We start from the raw sequence: 15,848 nt of genomic DNA, 5'->3' as shown, positions 1-15,848 counted from the left end.
AGAATCAGCTCTTGCAATCACATTCTTATTCTTTGATTCCAATGACACGAATGCGTTTATAATCAGCTGTCCAGCTTCCTTTTTGATACAACTCAGCTTTTAGATTATGTTCTACTCTGCTTATGAGCGTGTCTTTTTTAGAATCATTGACTCCTTCCAGCATGCTGCCGGCAAACATGTTGATCCAATTTCTTAATCCATTCTCCCCTTCTAAGGGAGTAGGTCTGTCAAAGTGCTCGGCAAAGGTCACTCTAAACCCTGTCTGCTCCATAAGTGACGAGTATTCGCCAATACTTGGATAATACCATGGAAAGCGATCCATATGTTCATTAATAGACAGGTTATTACACTGCTTTGTGATTTCATCAGTTATGGTCTGCACATTTCCTTTTCCGCCCAATTCTGCAACGAAGCGCCCGCTTTCTTTTAAACTGGCAAAAATACATTGTAACGCTTTTTCAGGTGGCTTGACCCAATGGAGGGCAGCGTTGGAAAAAACCGCATCAAATTCACGATGGTATTCAAAGTCTATGGCATCCCGGACATCAAACGTAAGGGCCGGGTACTTCCTCTTTGCTTGAGCAATCATCGTTGGGGAGTTATCTATACCTAACACGTCGCAACTAAAATCTGCTATTTTTCTCGTCAAATCGCCGGTGCCGCATCCCAGGTCAAGAATTTTCTCACCAGGTGCCGGAGCTAATATATCAATCAGACTGTCCCCGTAATTAGAAACAAATGAGTGCTTCCTATCATATAGCTCAGCATTCCACCTATCCTTCATAGCAAAGCTGCCTCCTGTTTTTATATTCTCTATTATATTCGGAAAATAAACCAGCAATTCTATTAGATGTAAGTTTAGTACAGTAAAAGCACATTAGCCACCATGAAGTACCACTGGTGTGAAATTAGAATGTTTCAAATATTTATGCGGAGTATCATCCAGAGGGAGGCACTGATGGACAAGCTGAAAAAAATAATGAGGCGTCATTATGGTATTGAAACGGATAATGTCGTGGAACAGCAGGGCGGATGGGCGGCCCTTGCTTACAAAATGTCCAGCCATACTGACAGCTACTTCTTAAAGATGTATGAAAAAAGCAGAACCTCCACACCGAAATGGACTGCCCTGATCGATAAATATGTTCCCATCATGAAATGGCTGATAGAAAATAGTCATTTGAAGGGGAGGATACCTGTTCCTCTTTCCACCACGTACGGAGAAAATAAATGTGAAGACAGCGCTGGAATTTATTTGCTGTATGAATATATAGACGGGGAAACCATTGGGGGAAAAGAGTTATCAGATGAGCAGGTCCGCGAACTTGCGGAAATAATCGCTGAACTTCATATGTATGGAGAAACTATCCCTGTCGAAACGAATGCAATAAAAGAAGATTTTGAAGTTCCATTATTGACATTGCTGCAGGACATATTGGGAAATGACAGTTTGCTGGCAGAAGAGATAAGAACCATGCTTCAGGCTTACCGTAAGCCGCTGCAGGAATTAGTAGATTCCGTTGAAACGCTTTCGTTCCAGATGAAGGATAGGGAATGGAAAATGTCATTATGCCATACGGATATACATCATTGGAACCTGATGCAGAGCCACCGGCAGCTGATGTTGATTGACTGGGAAGGATTGAAATTAGCTCCAATAGAGGCAGATTTCATGTGTATCACCGGCCAGCCATATTATGAACGTTTTTTATATTACTATAAAAAAATCCATAAAAAAGTGGAAATCGATTCGGAAGCTCTCCAATTTTATCAAAAAAGGCGAAAAGTAGAAGACATAGGGGAGTTTATTGAACAACTGCTATTTGATGAACAAAGCGAACAAGAAAGATCCGTTACAACAAACCACTTACTGGAAGAACTGCAATCGATAGAAAAGAAATAATCATTTGTGAAATGAATCAATTTCATAAGTGCTATTCTGAATATAAAAACGAACATTCGATTGTAGCGAAAGGCGAAGACTCCAGATCGATTAATACTGCCGCGGACACTGGTTCCGTTATTTGCTCCAAACAGCCAGTTTTTTGGTTTTGCCGGACCTGGGTTCCGTTATCGGCCAAAAACAAGGCTATATTTCCCGTCATGGAGGCAAATAACGTACCTGATGTCCGCCACCACCTCCAAAATAGCCCATGCTGATAAAATAGCGGATCTCATGTCCGGCACCCCTCCGCCACCCGCTCACGACATACGTTTCACTATCGTCAAACAGTTCAGTGGAGGGAAAAGGATGCAGAACTTATGAAATTTATTCAACTAAACGGTTGAATATTAATTGTTAATAAATTATACTTAACTATATGGTTAACTATAATCAAGAAGATTTAAATGAAATTTTTCACGCCCTGGCTGATTCCACACGAAGAGAAATGGTTCAAATGATGGCACAAAAGGAAAGGACGGTTTCTGAACTGGCGCAGCCATTTGACATATCTTTAGCAGGCATTTCAAAGCATATTAAAGTATTGGAACGAGCTAAGCTGGTAGAAAGAACGGTACGTGGCAGAACTCATCTCTGCAGGTTAAATACGGATGCGTTATCACAGGTGAAGGAATGGCTGCTTTTTTATGAGAAATTTTGGAGCAGACGCTTTGATATTCTTGAAGATGAACTGATGAAAGAGAAGAAGAAAGAACATTAAGTAAATGAAGGAGTGCTTACATGGCCAACTCATCCACAACAACGTTAACGATGACAAGAAGTTTTGACGTAGCACCGGAAAGAGTTTACGACGCATGGATTAATCCGGAAATGATGAGAAGATGGCTTTTCACGCTGGAAGGAACAAACAAAGTCGCAAAAAATGACCCTCAGGTGGGAGGGACCTGGGAAATTGTTGATCATCGTAATGGCCAGGATTACCGGGCGATAGGGGAATACCTAGAAATGGATCCTCCCAAAACTCTTGTATTTACATTTCAAATGCCGCAGTTCAGTGACTTAGCGGACACGATTACTGTAAAATTAAAAGAAGTAACACAGGGCTGTGAAATGACCTTTATTCAAAACATCACCGTGCCTCATGAGGAAAACTGGACACAGGCTGACATCGAAAAAGCACTGGGAGAACACCACGACGGCACCGAGCATGGTTGGAATTTGATGTTTATGGGATTGAAGGAATTAGTGGAGACAGGACAAGTGAGCTATAAAGGGTAATGAAGACATCAAACAGCCGCCGACTGGAGTGGCGGCTGTTTTGTTTTCTGTGCAGGTGCAGGAAGCTGACTAATTTTGAAAGGAGAACAAATCATGAGTAATTATGGAACCCTGCAAAAGAAAAACAGCCGCTGTGCATTGAGGTTTGAACGGTTTTTTTCTCAAAATAGAGAAGAGATCTTTCATGCGATAATAAATCCTGCTTCCTTTACGCAGTGGTACCCTTTTGCGACGGGGGAAATGGACGTCAAACCGGGTGGAAAAATCCATTTCGATGATGGAGAAGGTTCAGTATATGAAGGAGTAATTACGGAAATAGAGGAACCTTACATATTCAGCTTCCGCGAGCTGGAGGATATGGTTGAGATGACTGTAACTGAAGTTGAAGAAGGCTGCTGCATGGTTTTTACCCACACATTTGACGATGAAGACATGGCAGTATATATAGCAGCAGGCTGGCATCGATGTCTCGATGTATTTGAACAGATCGTCAATGATCAGCCGATCAAGTGGCCAGTTAATGCCGAGGTGCTGCGGGAATATTATAGAGCTGCATTTGAGTCGAATTAAATACAACGATGGCGTTTATCTTTCAGAGATAAGCGTCTTTTTTTTGCAGAGATGTATTGGATGCTTTGTTTTGAAACCATGTGTATCATTTGGTATGAAAATCAATAAATAGTAAAATGAGAGACACAGAAGATCCATCTTTAGGAAATATTCTTCTAATTTTGTAGAATAATAACTGTGAATAAAATAATGACAAACAAGCAAAGGAGATAGAATGACACAACAAGGATGGAATTTTGATAACAGTTATGCCCGTCTGCCGGAATCGTTTTTTAGGCGTATTGAGCCTGTTCCTGTAAAGTCTCCGGAGCTGGTTATTCTCAACAAACCCCTGGCGGAAACGTTAGGGCTTGACAGCACGGAGCTGCAGAGTGAAGAAGGGGTACAGGTTCTTGCAGGAAATGAGCTCCCCGCTGGTTCTCAGCCGATTGCGCAGGCCTATGGCGGGCATCAATTCGGACATTTTACGATGCTGGGCGACGGCCGGGCGGTGCTGCTTGGAGAGCAGGTTAATCCTGCAGGAAACCGATTTGATATTCAGCTGAAGGGCTCCGGGCGAACACCATTTTCTCGAGGCGGAGACGGCCGGGCGGCACTCGGGCCAATGCTCCGTGAATATATCATTAGTGAAGCGATCCACGCCCTCGGTATTCCTACCAACCGGAGTCTTGCGGTGGTGACAACAGGTGAATCGGTTTTTCGTGAAACGAAGCTGCCTGGTTCAATTTTAACAAGGGTGGCAGCGAGTCATCTCCGCATTGGGACATTTGAATATGCTGCAAGAAAAGGTAACATTGAAGAGCTTAAGTTGTTTGCTGATTACGCGATCAAGCGTCATTATCCTGAAATAGAAATGAAAGACAACCGGTATTTAGCGTTGTTCGAGGAGGTTATTAAACGTCAGGCCGAGCTCATTGCCCGTTGGCAGCACGTGGGATTTATCCATGGCGTGATGAACACGGACAACATGACAATCAGCGGAGAAACCATCGATTATGGACCATGTGCTTTTATGGACGAATATCACCCGGAAACAGTATTCAGTTCCATTGATGTACAAGGACGCTATGCCTATCAAAATCAAGCAGCGATTGGGCAGTGGAATCTTGCCCGTTTCGCTGAAACCCTTGTGCCGCTCATGCATGAAAAGCAGGAGCAGGCGATTGAGCTGGCAAACGAGGCACTCTCCAAGTATGGAAATTTGTATCATCAGCATTGGCTGTCGGGCATGAGAGCAAAGCTCGGTCTTCAGAACGAAGAAGAGCAGGATGAATCATTGATCGAAGAGCTTCTTGAGATGATGAAAGAACATCGTGCTGACTATACAAATACGTTCCGCGCCCTTACATTAGACAAGCCAGCGGAAACAGCCATGAATGGGTCAGACGAATTTGCGCAGTGGCACGCGCGCTGGCAGGAGCGCTTGTCGCGGCAGGAAAACTCAAGAGAATCCTCCCTTCAATTGATGAAGATTTCGAATCCTGCAGTTATCCCCCGCAATCACCGGGTGGAAGAAGCTTTGGAGGCGGCAGTAAAGGAAGGGGACTACAGTGTAATGGAGCGGCTGCTTGAAGTACTGTCGCGTCCCTATGCGTACACTTCAGACCAGGAGAAGTATGCCAGGCTGCCTGAGTCGTCTCATTACCCTTATCAAACCTATTGCGGAACGTGATTCGAAGCAAGAAAAGCAGTGTGAAGAGCCCGTCAGGTATCACCAAAGCCCCCATTGAGACTAGATATCCCAATGGGAGCTTATTTATTATAATGCCGCGTTAATGACTTTTTTGTAATAAAGAACCGACAAAAGCGCGAAGATCGAGTATAGAGCTGTGTAGATACCCATAACGATAAACATCGGCGTCCACAGCTCTGTCCCGAAAAAGAACCAGCCGGAGCGTACGGCAAAGTAGCTGTGAAAAAGACCGACCGCAAGCGTGAATCAGAGTTTCTCTGGTGACGATCTGGTTTTTCTTCTCTAGAAGAAGGCTTAAAATGAACATTTCATTTTTCGTCTCGGTGGTGCTGTCTTTGTAGGTCACCTGATTTCGTTCTAAGTCCACCGCAGCTCCTGCCCATGTTTTCAGGGAAGGCGTCTCCCTGCTGTAGTTGTAAACGCGGCGCAAAAGCGCATGCACCTTAGCAGTCAGCACTTCAAAATGAAATGGTTTCTGTATGTAGTCATCTGCCCCGAGGTTCATCGACATCACCATGTCGGTAGGATGATCCCGTGACGAAAGAAAAATAATAGGTAAATTGGAGTGCTCACGGATGAGCCGGCACCAGTGAAAGCAATCAAATTTCGGGAGCTGAATATCGATGATAACCAAATCAGGCTCCAGCTCCGCATACGTCTTCATTACATTTTGAAAATCGGGCTGAAAAACTTTACATTCCCAGGAGGCCAGCACTTCCTTTATTTCACGAAACAACGCAGCATCGTCTTCCATTAATAAAACCCGAAACATAAGGTGCCCCTTTACTTGAATTTAGATAACCATATTATATCAAAATAAAGCTGCTTTTCATTGCAGGCAGGCAGATCTCTTTCCTTTCCTAATGGAATTTGTAACAATACTAATGGCAGTAAGGAAAAGGAGGACATAACCGTGAGTAAAACAAATATATCTACAGCGCCATTATTTGAAACATTTACGAGTAAAAATCTAACATTGGAAAATCGTACAGTGATGGCGCCGATGACACGCGGCTTTTCACCGGATGGTGTGCCGGGAGAGAATGTGGCAGCCTATTACCGGCGCCGTGCAGAAAATGGAGTAGGTTTAATCATCACAGAAGGAACAGGGGTAAATCATCCAGCTTCAGTATCCGGGGTAAGCATCCCCGTGTTTTACGGCGAAAAAGCATTGGACGGCTGGGCCAATGTAGTAAAAGAAGTTCACCAAGCCGGAGGGAAAATTGTACCTCAGCTTTGGCATGTGGGGATGACCCGAAAAGACGGGGATCTCCCTAATAAAGAAGCACAGCCCGTCGGACCGTCAGGCCTCAGCCTCGACGGCGAACAACTAACAGAACCACTGACGGAGAATGAAATTGCCGAATTAGTAGAAGCTTATGCCCAGGCTGCAGCTGATGCAAAACGCCTTGGATTTGACGGTATTGAACTCCACGGTGCGCACGGCTATTTAATCGATCAATTCTCCTGGGAAAAAACAAACCAGCGGACCGACCGCTATGGCGGTGATATTATCAGCCGCACTCGCTTTGCAGTTGAGATAATAGAAGCATGCCGCAGCGCGGTTGGACCTGATTTTCCGATTATCTTTCGGTTTTCGCAATGGAAAATGAGTGACTACCAGGCGAAATTAGCCACAACACCGTTTGAATTAGAAAGCTTCCTGCAGCCACTTCTAAAAGCAGGTGTAGATATATTCCACTGCTCCACCCGCCGCTTCTGGGAACCCGAATTCGAGGGATCTGACTTAAATCTAGCCGGGTGGACAAAGAAACTGACAGGCAGACCGGTTATAGCTGTTGGATCGGTCGGACTCGACGGAGAATTCACAAGCTTCTCCGGTGCCAACACCACAAGCCTGGACGGCCTCATCCAAAAGCTTGATGAGGACGAATTTGATCTTGTAGCCATTGGCCGCTCTTTATTAATGGACCCGGAATGGGTGAAAAAGGTCCGTGACGGCAAGATCCAGGATCTACTGCCATTTAATAAAGAAGCCCTTCAAACATTGCATTAATATAGCCGAAGAAACACAATTCCCTGCTCAGGGCAGGAATTGTGTTTCTTTTTTTTCAGGGGAGGGGGGACCTAATCAACAGGGGAATCACTCAGAAAACATAAGAGTATTCAATATTCACAGCATGATAAAAGTTCCGGTGAATTGACTCTTGATAACTAGTTCTTTTTTACTATTGTCAGATTTTTATCAAATTTTGGAAGGAGCTATTTGTCTTTTATTGAAGGGGAATATTAAAACTAAGGAGTGAATAATATGAGGAAAAGGGAGGCCAAAGCAGTGGTTGCTTTTGTTGCTTTGGCTGCGATCATGTTGAGTACTGCTGCTGGGACTGTATCGGCTGCTGGACCTTTCAAGTTTACGACAGGAAACGACGAATGGGACGCTGGAAGCTTTACAGCCACTAATGGTGCTGATGTCACGGTCTTTATCAATAATTGGGGAACATCGGATACGCTGAAAGTGCGTTTGAGCAGTTTTTCAGCATGCACAAACACCAAACCTGTAACGTATGAGAAGAACTACACAACTTTTACCAACTTGGCAGATGGTACGTATTATGGTTGGGTTGAAAAAGTAAGTAATCCGAGTAGGGACGTGACAGGATATATAACGTATCGAGTAGAATAAGTGTAAGAGTATAATACTCTTGGCCCCTTCCGTTATGGAAGGGTTTTAGTTTGACGTCAAAAGATATTTCTACATTTTTAAAAGGGTGGCAGTTGGAGATTTAGCTTTCACAGTAAATGAAGTAAGTGAACAATCTGAAATAGAGCATGAATTTTTTGACACTCTTACAACAGAAGGTAAATTTGTAGTTATTGATATAACAGTTAACAATAATGATTCTGAAGCGAGAATTATAGATGGGGAAATGTTCCGTCTGCTTGGCTCCGAAGAAACTGAATATAAGTCTAGTACTGATGCTGATATGAATTTGAATGATGATACTGGCTTCTTTTTAGAGGAAGTTAATCCAAATATGTCTACTACCGGCAAAATTGCTTTTGAAATACCTGAAGATGAAAATTTCACATTACAAGTGAGTTCCGGTCTTGGCTGGTCTGGCGGAGAGTATAGTGAAATAGAAGTACAAGAATAGTAGGAAAAGGATCAGGATAACTCCTGTTCCTTTTTTTATCCAAAAAGCAGAAGTTGGTTATTTTTTGTCATAGACAAATTAATAGGAAATCCCACAGCAACCGCTATTATTTTTTATATGACAATTTCGTATAAAAGGAGGCGTGAATTCATTAATGTGGAGACAGCGTGAAAAAAGTACATATCATATGCTGAAACTACGAAAGGAAACTCAAATCCATATGGAAAGGGGAGATCACTTAGGTGTGTCCGGGCCTATAGTGCAGTGGCATAAGGGAGGAAGAATTAGCTCCGTCATTTATCAGAATAATCAATCTTTTAAACTAAAAATGTAAGCGGTTACTTTTTAGCCTGAAGGAATGATCCTATATTGGGGAGATGATATCCAGTGATGAAATCGGTATCGAAGTCATTATCAATTATGATGCTGTTCGCTTTTCTTTTAGTGGCAGCTGCGTGTACACCGAATCAAGAAGGCGGTCCTGAAGGCGGGCCGGAGGATGCTGAGGGCGATGCAGGCGGTGAAGAAGGTGGCGGCGAGGAGGCTGAGCTGGAGGAAGGACAGATGGAACTCCGTGTAGCTTGGTGGGGCTCGCAAACCAGACATGACCGCACGTTAGAGGTGATTGATCTATTTGAAGAAGAATATCCCGATATAGCTGTTTCGACGGAATATACCGGCTGGGACGGATATTGGGAGCGCTTAGCTACACAGGCAGCGAGTGAAAATCTGCCCGATGTTATTCAAATGGACTTACAGTATCTGGCGGAATATCAATCGAGAGATTTAATAGAAAACCTGGATCCGTTTATAGAAGAAGGGACATTAGACTTTGAAGATGTGGATGATATTTATTTGGAAGGTGGAGAAGTAGAGGACGAGCTGTATGCTGTCAATTTAGGTGCAAATTCACTGACCATTGTTTATGATCCTGCAATGTTTGAAGAAGCCGGTGTACCTGAGTTTGAGCCAGGATATACTTGGGAGGATTATATCGATGCGGCCCATCAAATAAGGAATCACTTTGGCGAAGAAGTGTATATGGCAACCCCAAAGGATCTTCATGGATTTAAGCATTACTTAAGGCAGCGTGATATGTGGCTTTATAACGAAGACAATAATGGACTCGGATATGACGATGACCAGTTATTTATTGATTATTACAACATGTGGGATGATCTCCTTAAAGAGGGGATTGCACCAGGACCTCAGATTACTACAGAAATAGAGGGACTGGAGGATGAGTTAATTGTTCATGAAAAATCTCCGGTGTTAATGCCGCACAGCAATCAGATCGTCGGACTTCAGAGTGCCGCAGACCGCCCGCTTGAATTAGCACTCCTGCCTTCTGAACCTGGAGGAACCGATGGGCATTTTGTAAAGCCAAGTATGTTTTTCTCGGCATCTTCTCAATCAAATGCAGAGGAGCAGGAAGCGGCAGCTCTCTTTATTGATTTTTTCACCAATAACAAAGAAGCCAATGAAATATTGGCAGCCGAGCGGGGCGTGCCTATTTCTAAAGAAGTGCAGGATCATCTGTACCCTCAGCTTGAAGAATATGAACAGAAACAGTTCGATTACATGGAAGTAGTAGAAGAGAACTCCAGCCCTATTCATCCGCCGGAGCCATCTGGTGTAGGGGAAATTCAAGGCATCTTCGAGCGGGGACTCGAGGAAGTAGAATATGGCGAGATCACGGTAGAAGAATTTGCTGAGCAATTCAGAGAGGAAGCAGAGCAGGTACTAGCTGATTAATAGATGTAATTCAGCCTCTGGAATTTTCACAGAGGCTGATCATCTTCACTTAAAACGAGGTGTAGGTACGTATGGCTTTAAAGCGGTTAAAACAAACGTCAATCCCAGCACAATCTACTTATCAAAAGAAAAAATCCTTAAAGAATAATCTAATCGCATATTCATTTTTATCTCCCTGGTTAATTGGCTTTATAGGCTTTGTGATAGGGCCGATGATCATGTCCCTTTATTTATCCTTCACCGACTACGATATGCTGTCTAGTCCAAGCTGGATTGGTTTTTCTAATTATATCCATATGTTTACCAATGATGAACGCTTTTGGACAGCGATACAGGTGACATTAGTTTTTGTGTTTATATCTACTCCTCTGAAATTGGCATTTGCCTTATTTATTGCGATGTTGTTTAACACAGGACACCGCGGTTCCGGCATCTATACAACCGTTTATTACATTCCTTCCATTATTGGCGGGAGTGTGGCTGTAGCTGTGATGTGGCGCCAGTTGTTCGGATCTGATGGAGCGGTCAATGATTTTCTATCATTTTTAGGTATACAGGGTCAGAATTGGATCGCCAGCCCGGACCACGCTTTATCCGTCATTATTTTACTGGTCATCTGGCAGTTTGGCTCTCCCATGATTATATTTCTAGCCGGTCTGCGTCAGATTCCGCAGGAATTGTATGATGCGGCCTCTGTTGATGGGGCTAATACTATCGCACAATTTCTTAGAATTACAATTCCCATGCTTACACCGGTGATATTCTTTAATCTAGTTATGCAGACCATTGGAGGGTTTTTAACATTTACGCAGGCTTATCTCATTACAGACGGTGGACCGCTTGACCGCACCTTATTTTTTGCGCTGTATCTTTATGAGAGGGCTTTTCAAAACTTCCAAATGGGATATGCTTCTGCAATGGCGTGGATTTTGTTAGTGATTATTGCAATATTTACTGCTCTGATTTTTAAATCATCAAAGTCGTGGGTTTACTACGAGTCAGGTGGTGACAATTAACGATGAAGAAGCATTCAACCATTAATAGTGTCGTTTATCATTCCTTTGTCATTGCGTTCGGATTCGTGATGATCTACCCCATCATTTGGATGATTGCCAGCTCGTTGAAGCCGGAAGCAGAAATCTTTCAAAATGCGGCTTCCTTAATTCCATCCGTTCTGCGTTGGGAAAATTATGCGACAGGCTGGGAAGGGTTCGGCAGAGTAGGATTTGAAGTTTTCTTTACGAATTCTTTATTAATTACGGGCATGGTAGTGATTGGCTCGTTATTTTCCTCCTCCCTGGTGGCTTTTGCTTTTGCCAGGCTTAATTTTAAATTTAAAAAATCATTATTTGCATGCCTGCTGGCGACTGTAATGCTGCCGATGCAGGTAACTCTGATTCCTCAATATATCATTTTTTATAATTTAGGGTGGGTGAACACCTTTTACCCGCTGATCGTGCCGGCATTTATCGGAGGAATCCCATTTTTCATCTTTTTGATGATCCAGTTTATCAGGGGTATCCCAAAAGAACTGGATGAAGCCGCGGTAATTGATGGTTGTACCACCTACGGAATATTTTGGAGAATTATTCTGCCATTAACGAAGCCGGCGCTTGTCACGGTTGCTATTTTTTCCTTCATGTGGAGCTGGGATGACTTCTTTTCCGCTCTGATTTATTTAAACAGTCCGGAATTATATACAGTCGCTCTGGCGCTGGCAAACTTTTTAGATTCAAGTGATGCGACTGCCTGGGGACCATTGCTCGCTATGTCCTCCCTGTCGCTGCTTCCGCAGTTTCTCCTGTTTATGTTTTTCCAAAAATACCTTGTGCAGGGCGTGGCAACGACCGGCTTAAAGTAGAGCCTGAAAAAGAAGGGAAGCTGAAAGGCTTCCCTCTATCAAAGGAGGATTTTTCTAATGAACATTCGCGGTATGAGGGATGGGGCAGCTTCGTTTTTTGAATGGTTGATGCACCTGTCCTATATTAATTTACTATGGATGGTTTTTACAATCGCCGGCCTTGGTATATTTGGATGGGCTCCTGCCACGGCTGCTTCCTTCTCCGTTCTACGAAAATTATTTATGGCTGAGGAAGAAGTGGACTCCATATTTAGGACGTTTACTCACCACTATAAAAAAGAGTTTGTACCTGCAAACCTCATTGGAATAGTGCTGGTGTTCAGCGCGGGAACGATTTATCTCAGCGGTGTATCCATGGTTCTTGCCGAAAGCACGATCGTACCAAAAGTTATCCTTGGGATGGTAGCTTGTCTCACCGGTATTATTGCACTATTTATATTTCCCGTGTTCTGCCATTTTCAAGGTTCATTTCACCTTTACATCCGTCACTCGCTGACGATCGGAATCGCCCACCTTCATTATGCTGCGTTACTGCTGTTCTTATTATTCGCTGTGTATTATATGTATAGTTTATTTCCTGTCGTGATGGTGTTTTATTTCATGAGCCTCCCAGCTTCGATTATCATGTATGTTAGTTTGAAAATATTTAAAAAAATACATGCCGGACAGCGGGAAGAAACCAGCGGGAAGAAGGAAGTCGCCTTTTACTGAGAGTATAATGCTGGATACCAGTGTTGCTTTTTTGGAGACCGCTCGAAGGCTGCCTGGGCAGGGGGGGCAGGGTAGTCTGATTATCAATAAATTATGAAATGTCGAACTTTCCAATATATTTCATCTTCGCGTTTTAATTATTATTTTCCAGTTTATTTCTTGACGAGCCCTTTCTAGCTTCCAGACTCTTTTTGTATTCCTGCGGGGTAAGCCCAGTAATACTCTTAAATACCTTGCTGAAGTGGGATGGATATTTAAACCCCAGCTTATAGCACACCTCTGTCATCGAAATATCTTCCGAAATGAGAAATTCAACTCTGGCCTGGTTAATCCTTTTTTGGTAGAGATAGTTGAAGATAGTGAGGCCTGTAACTTCTCTAAATATTTTAGATAAATAAAATTTACTTAAATGAAGCTCCTGCGCTATATATTCAAGCGTTAGTTCCTCCTGGTATCTTCTTTCAATGAACGATATTACTTTTTGTACATTCTTCTCTTTTTCTGAAAGGACTTCTTTATTATCTTCAAGAGGCTTGCGGCAGAATGAGTATAAATGTGCTAACAAATCCAAGAAGGCAATCTGCATCCGGTATCCGGAGATGGGATCTTTTTGTGTGTTATAGTAATGCATTTTCTCAAAAAATTGCTCTATCGCTTTTTTCTCTTTTCCGCGAAGGCGGAACCGGTAAAATTGAAGTGAAGAAAAAGGTTCAAGAAGAAAATCTTTTCCCATCGTACGCAGAACCTCACGAAAGTACCCCTGGTCAAAATGAATCACCGTACGTATATAATCTTCACTGTCAAATAAGTGAGGTGAATGAAGGGTTAATCCATTCATCAAAATTAAATCCCCAGGAGCTAAATTAAAGATTCGGTCTCCAATCAAGTAGTTGCATTTACTTCCATGAAAATAAAAAATTTCGTAATCTTCATGAGAGTGAAAATCTGTTTCCTGTTTTGAATTTTGAAAATATAGCAGTTCCAGCGGATCAGGGAAATTTCCTGCAATAGCCATGAATCCTCCTCCTGTTCATTCAATAGTTGTTCATACTACTTCTGTTTTCACACCACCTGCACCTTCTTACTACCCGGTACCAAGTTTTTCTTTATTATACCAGCAGGTCCAATGGCCGGTTTTTATAGGGAGTTTCCTGGGAGCGGGCCATAATGTCGAATCGAAAGTCTCAGCCTCTCTGCCTGTATTGACGGGGGGTTAACTGTGTATGCTTTTTAAACGTCCGGTAAAAGTGAGGCATACTGTAAAATCCGCAATTCTCGGCGATCGTCTCGATATTTTCACTCGTTTGGCAGAGCATGTCCTTGGCAAGCTTTAAACGCTTTGTAGTGATATATTCACTTAAGGTCATTCCGAGAGTCTGTTTAAATACTTTACTGAGATAGGCAGGGGTGACAGAGACATGCTGAGCCAATTCCTCGAGGCTCAACGACTGAGAAGTTCGTTCGTCAATATAGGTAAGAATCGGATAGATCCATTCAGACTTCCTGTTGGCGTTCTGCGTATGCGAATAGGTACAGCAGCGGTTGATGAACAAAAGAAGCGAATGCAGCTGAACCAGCAGATATTCATAGCGGTCGTCCTTTCCGCCTTCATATTCCTCATGTATTTCCTCAAGTAGTTTTTCAAACTCCAGCAAATGATTCAATTCCATGCGGTACCGATATTCTCTTTCTGCTCTGGCCTGATTAAATAAATTAAGAAATGTATTCTCGCTTGTGGGCAGCCACTGTGTGATGATTTTTGGAGAAAAGAACATCACAGTCGTTACGATGAATTCGTTTTTTTTCAGGATCGCCCGGTGAATGGTATTTGGCGGGACAAGCAGAATATCACCGGGCTGAAAATGATAAAAATTCTGATCGATAAAAAACCATTTATCTCCCTCATTTATATAAATTAATTCATACCAGTCATGGATATGATTCGGGAGCTCCTCGTGGTTTCCTTTTTTTCCTTTATAAACAAACGTTAACGGAGAATTGTTATCGTTCGTTCCTTTTTTGACAAATCTCATAGGCAGCTGCAATCCTTTCGCCAATAAATATAGTGCAAGAAAAGCAATAAATTAAACAAGAAAAGCAATTTTTATACCTAATAAAGAGTGTTAGGCTTATCATATCATAAAAGAATCCGCTTTCATGGAAAGAGGTGCTGCAGATGAAGCTGCATGAAAAGGTTGCTGTTATTACTGGAGGAGGTTCAGGTATAGGGCAAAGTACGTCGAGATTATTTGCAGATGAAGGAGCACAGGTTGTGATAGTTGATATCGATGAGGAAGCAGGAAGCCACACGGCCGGGCAAATAAACGAAAATGGTGGCAGGGCTTTTTTCTTTTCAGCTGATGTGACCAATGAAGAGAGCATAATAAGCACGGTAAGCCTGATCATTCAGAAGCTGGGAAAAATTGATATATTATTTAACAATGCCGGAATCAGCGGGGTAGGACCGTTACACGAAGTGAAAACTGAAAATTGGGATAAAATCTTTGCTGTTAACGTAAAGGGCGTGTTTCTAACGAGTAAACATGTGATTCCTTCGATGATAGAGAACAGAAGTGGTTCCATCATTAATATGTCTTCATGTATTGCAGAAATGGGCCTTGCAGACCGGGCGGCGTATGCCGCGACAAAAGGGGCGATTCTTTCCTTAACCAAATCGATGCAAGTTGATTATGCATCCCATCACATTCGTGTGAATGCCCTGCTGCCGGGAACTATTTTTACTCCATTTGTAGAAAAATACTTAAAGGAATCCTACGAAAATCCAGAGGAAGCCATTGAAAAAATAAAAAAGAGACAGCTGAGTGAAGAATTAGGTTCTCCGGAGGACGTGGCCAGAGCAGCTTTATTTCTGGCTTCGGACGACTCTCAATTTGTGATGGGTTCTCCTTTTTATGTCGACGGCGGCGTCGTTTTCGGTAAAAATGTTTAAAAATAATA

The 15,848-nt window shown here is 42.8% G+C and carries 17 protein-coding genes; 13 read left to right on the top strand and 4 right to left on the bottom strand.

From position 1 onward, the window contains the following. Positions 1 to 25: 25 nt before the first annotated feature. The gene (locus ACE4RR_RS04015; protein ID WP_375534107.1) at positions 26 to 784 is read right to left on the bottom strand and encodes a class I SAM-dependent methyltransferase; all 759 of its coding nucleotides are present in this window, start codon (positions 782 to 784) and stop codon (positions 26 to 28) included. Between the two features lie 174 nt (positions 785 to 958). Here ACE4RR_RS04015 and ACE4RR_RS04010 point away from each other — a divergent pair, with 174 nt between their 5' ends. The 5 genes from ACE4RR_RS04010 (at position 959) to ACE4RR_RS03990 (ending at position 5,423) form a co-directional block, all read left to right on the top strand. Beyond that, a complete protein-coding gene (locus ACE4RR_RS04010) occupies positions 959 to 1,903 on the top strand; it encodes an aminoglycoside phosphotransferase family protein (RefSeq protein WP_375534106.1) in 945 nt (314 codons plus the stop codon). A gap of 418 nt (positions 1,904 to 2,321) precedes the next feature. Then, positions 2,322 to 2,663 (top strand): ArsR/SmtB family transcription factor, encoded by a 342-nt coding sequence (locus ACE4RR_RS04005; RefSeq protein ID WP_375534105.1) that lies wholly within the window; start codon positions 2,322 to 2,324, stop codon positions 2,661 to 2,663. Between the two features lie 20 nt (positions 2,664 to 2,683). Beyond that, positions 2,684 to 3,181: an SRPBCC family protein gene (locus ACE4RR_RS04000; protein ID WP_375534104.1), complete on the top strand. Its 498-nt coding sequence runs from the start codon at positions 2,684 to 2,686 to the stop codon at positions 3,179 to 3,181. Between the two features lie 93 nt (positions 3,182 to 3,274). After that, positions 3,275 to 3,751 (top strand): SRPBCC domain-containing protein, encoded by a 477-nt coding sequence (locus ACE4RR_RS03995; RefSeq protein WP_375534103.1) that lies wholly within the window; start codon positions 3,275 to 3,277, stop codon positions 3,749 to 3,751. A gap of 214 nt (positions 3,752 to 3,965) precedes the next feature. After that, positions 3,966 to 5,423: a protein adenylyltransferase SelO gene (locus ACE4RR_RS03990; protein ID WP_375534102.1), complete on the top strand. Its 1,458-nt coding sequence runs from the start codon at positions 3,966 to 3,968 to the stop codon at positions 5,421 to 5,423. A 100-nt stretch (positions 5,424 to 5,523) separates the two neighbouring features. Here ACE4RR_RS03990 and ACE4RR_RS03985 read toward each other — a convergent pair whose 3' ends face one another. Then, a complete protein-coding gene (locus ACE4RR_RS03985) occupies positions 5,524 to 6,216 on the bottom strand; it encodes a response regulator (RefSeq protein WP_375534101.1) in 693 nt (230 codons plus the stop codon). Positions 6,217 to 6,357: 141 nt separating this feature from the next. Here ACE4RR_RS03985 and ACE4RR_RS03980 point away from each other — a divergent pair, with 141 nt between their 5' ends. The 7 genes from ACE4RR_RS03980 (at position 6,358) to ACE4RR_RS03950 (ending at position 12,890) form a co-directional block, all read left to right on the top strand. Beyond that, positions 6,358 to 7,461: an NADH:flavin oxidoreductase gene (locus tag ACE4RR_RS03980; RefSeq protein ID WP_375534100.1), complete on the top strand. Its 1,104-nt coding sequence runs from the start codon at positions 6,358 to 6,360 to the stop codon at positions 7,459 to 7,461. 279 nt (positions 7,462 to 7,740) lie between these two features. Beyond that, the gene (locus ACE4RR_RS03975; protein ID WP_375534099.1) at positions 7,741 to 8,091 is read left to right on the top strand and encodes a hypothetical protein; all 351 of its coding nucleotides are present in this window, start codon (positions 7,741 to 7,743) and stop codon (positions 8,089 to 8,091) included. 85 nt (positions 8,092 to 8,176) lie between these two features. Next, positions 8,177 to 8,563 (top strand): DUF4352 domain-containing protein, encoded by a 387-nt coding sequence (locus ACE4RR_RS03970; protein WP_375534098.1) that lies wholly within the window; start codon positions 8,177 to 8,179, stop codon positions 8,561 to 8,563. Between the two features lie 390 nt (positions 8,564 to 8,953). Then, the gene (locus ACE4RR_RS03965) at positions 8,954 to 10,318 is read left to right on the top strand and encodes an ABC transporter substrate-binding protein (protein ID WP_375534210.1); all 1,365 of its coding nucleotides are present in this window, start codon (positions 8,954 to 8,956) and stop codon (positions 10,316 to 10,318) included. Positions 10,319 to 10,389: 71 nt separating this feature from the next. Beyond that, the gene (locus ACE4RR_RS03960; protein ID WP_375534097.1) at positions 10,390 to 11,334 is read left to right on the top strand and encodes a carbohydrate ABC transporter permease; all 945 of its coding nucleotides are present in this window, start codon (positions 10,390 to 10,392) and stop codon (positions 11,332 to 11,334) included. 2 nt (positions 11,335 to 11,336) lie between these two features. After that, positions 11,337 to 12,179, top strand: coding sequence for a carbohydrate ABC transporter permease (locus ACE4RR_RS03955; protein ID WP_375534096.1), 843 nt, complete (start codon positions 11,337 to 11,339; stop codon positions 12,177 to 12,179). 57 nt (positions 12,180 to 12,236) lie between these two features. After that, positions 12,237 to 12,890 (top strand): YesL family protein, encoded by a 654-nt coding sequence (locus tag ACE4RR_RS03950; RefSeq protein WP_375534095.1) that lies wholly within the window; start codon positions 12,237 to 12,239, stop codon positions 12,888 to 12,890. Positions 12,891 to 13,023: 133 nt separating this feature from the next. On the opposite strand, the gene ACE4RR_RS03945 is transcribed toward ACE4RR_RS03950, so the two are convergent. Then, positions 13,024 to 13,905 (bottom strand): helix-turn-helix domain-containing protein, encoded by an 882-nt coding sequence (locus ACE4RR_RS03945; RefSeq protein ID WP_375534094.1) that lies wholly within the window; start codon positions 13,903 to 13,905, stop codon positions 13,024 to 13,026. 169 nt (positions 13,906 to 14,074) lie between these two features. Then, positions 14,075 to 14,923 carry an AraC family transcriptional regulator gene (locus ACE4RR_RS03940; RefSeq protein ID WP_375534093.1) on the bottom strand — a complete coding sequence of 283 codons (849 nt, stop codon included), beginning with the start codon at positions 14,921 to 14,923 and terminating at the stop codon, positions 14,075 to 14,077. 143 nt (positions 14,924 to 15,066) lie between these two features. Here ACE4RR_RS03940 and ACE4RR_RS03935 point away from each other — a divergent pair, with 143 nt between their 5' ends. Further along, entirely contained in the window at positions 15,067 to 15,840 is a 774-nt protein-coding gene (locus ACE4RR_RS03935; RefSeq protein ID WP_375534092.1) for an SDR family NAD(P)-dependent oxidoreductase, read from the top strand. The last annotated feature ends 8 nt before the right edge of the window (positions 15,841 to 15,848 follow it).

The sequence above is a fragment of the Alteribacillus sp. HJP-4 genome, from assembly GCF_042139015.1.
Taxonomy (GTDB): domain Bacteria; phylum Bacillota; class Bacilli; order Bacillales; family Marinococcaceae; genus JBHIKY01.
This window is presented reverse-complemented; position numbering and strand designations above follow the sequence as displayed.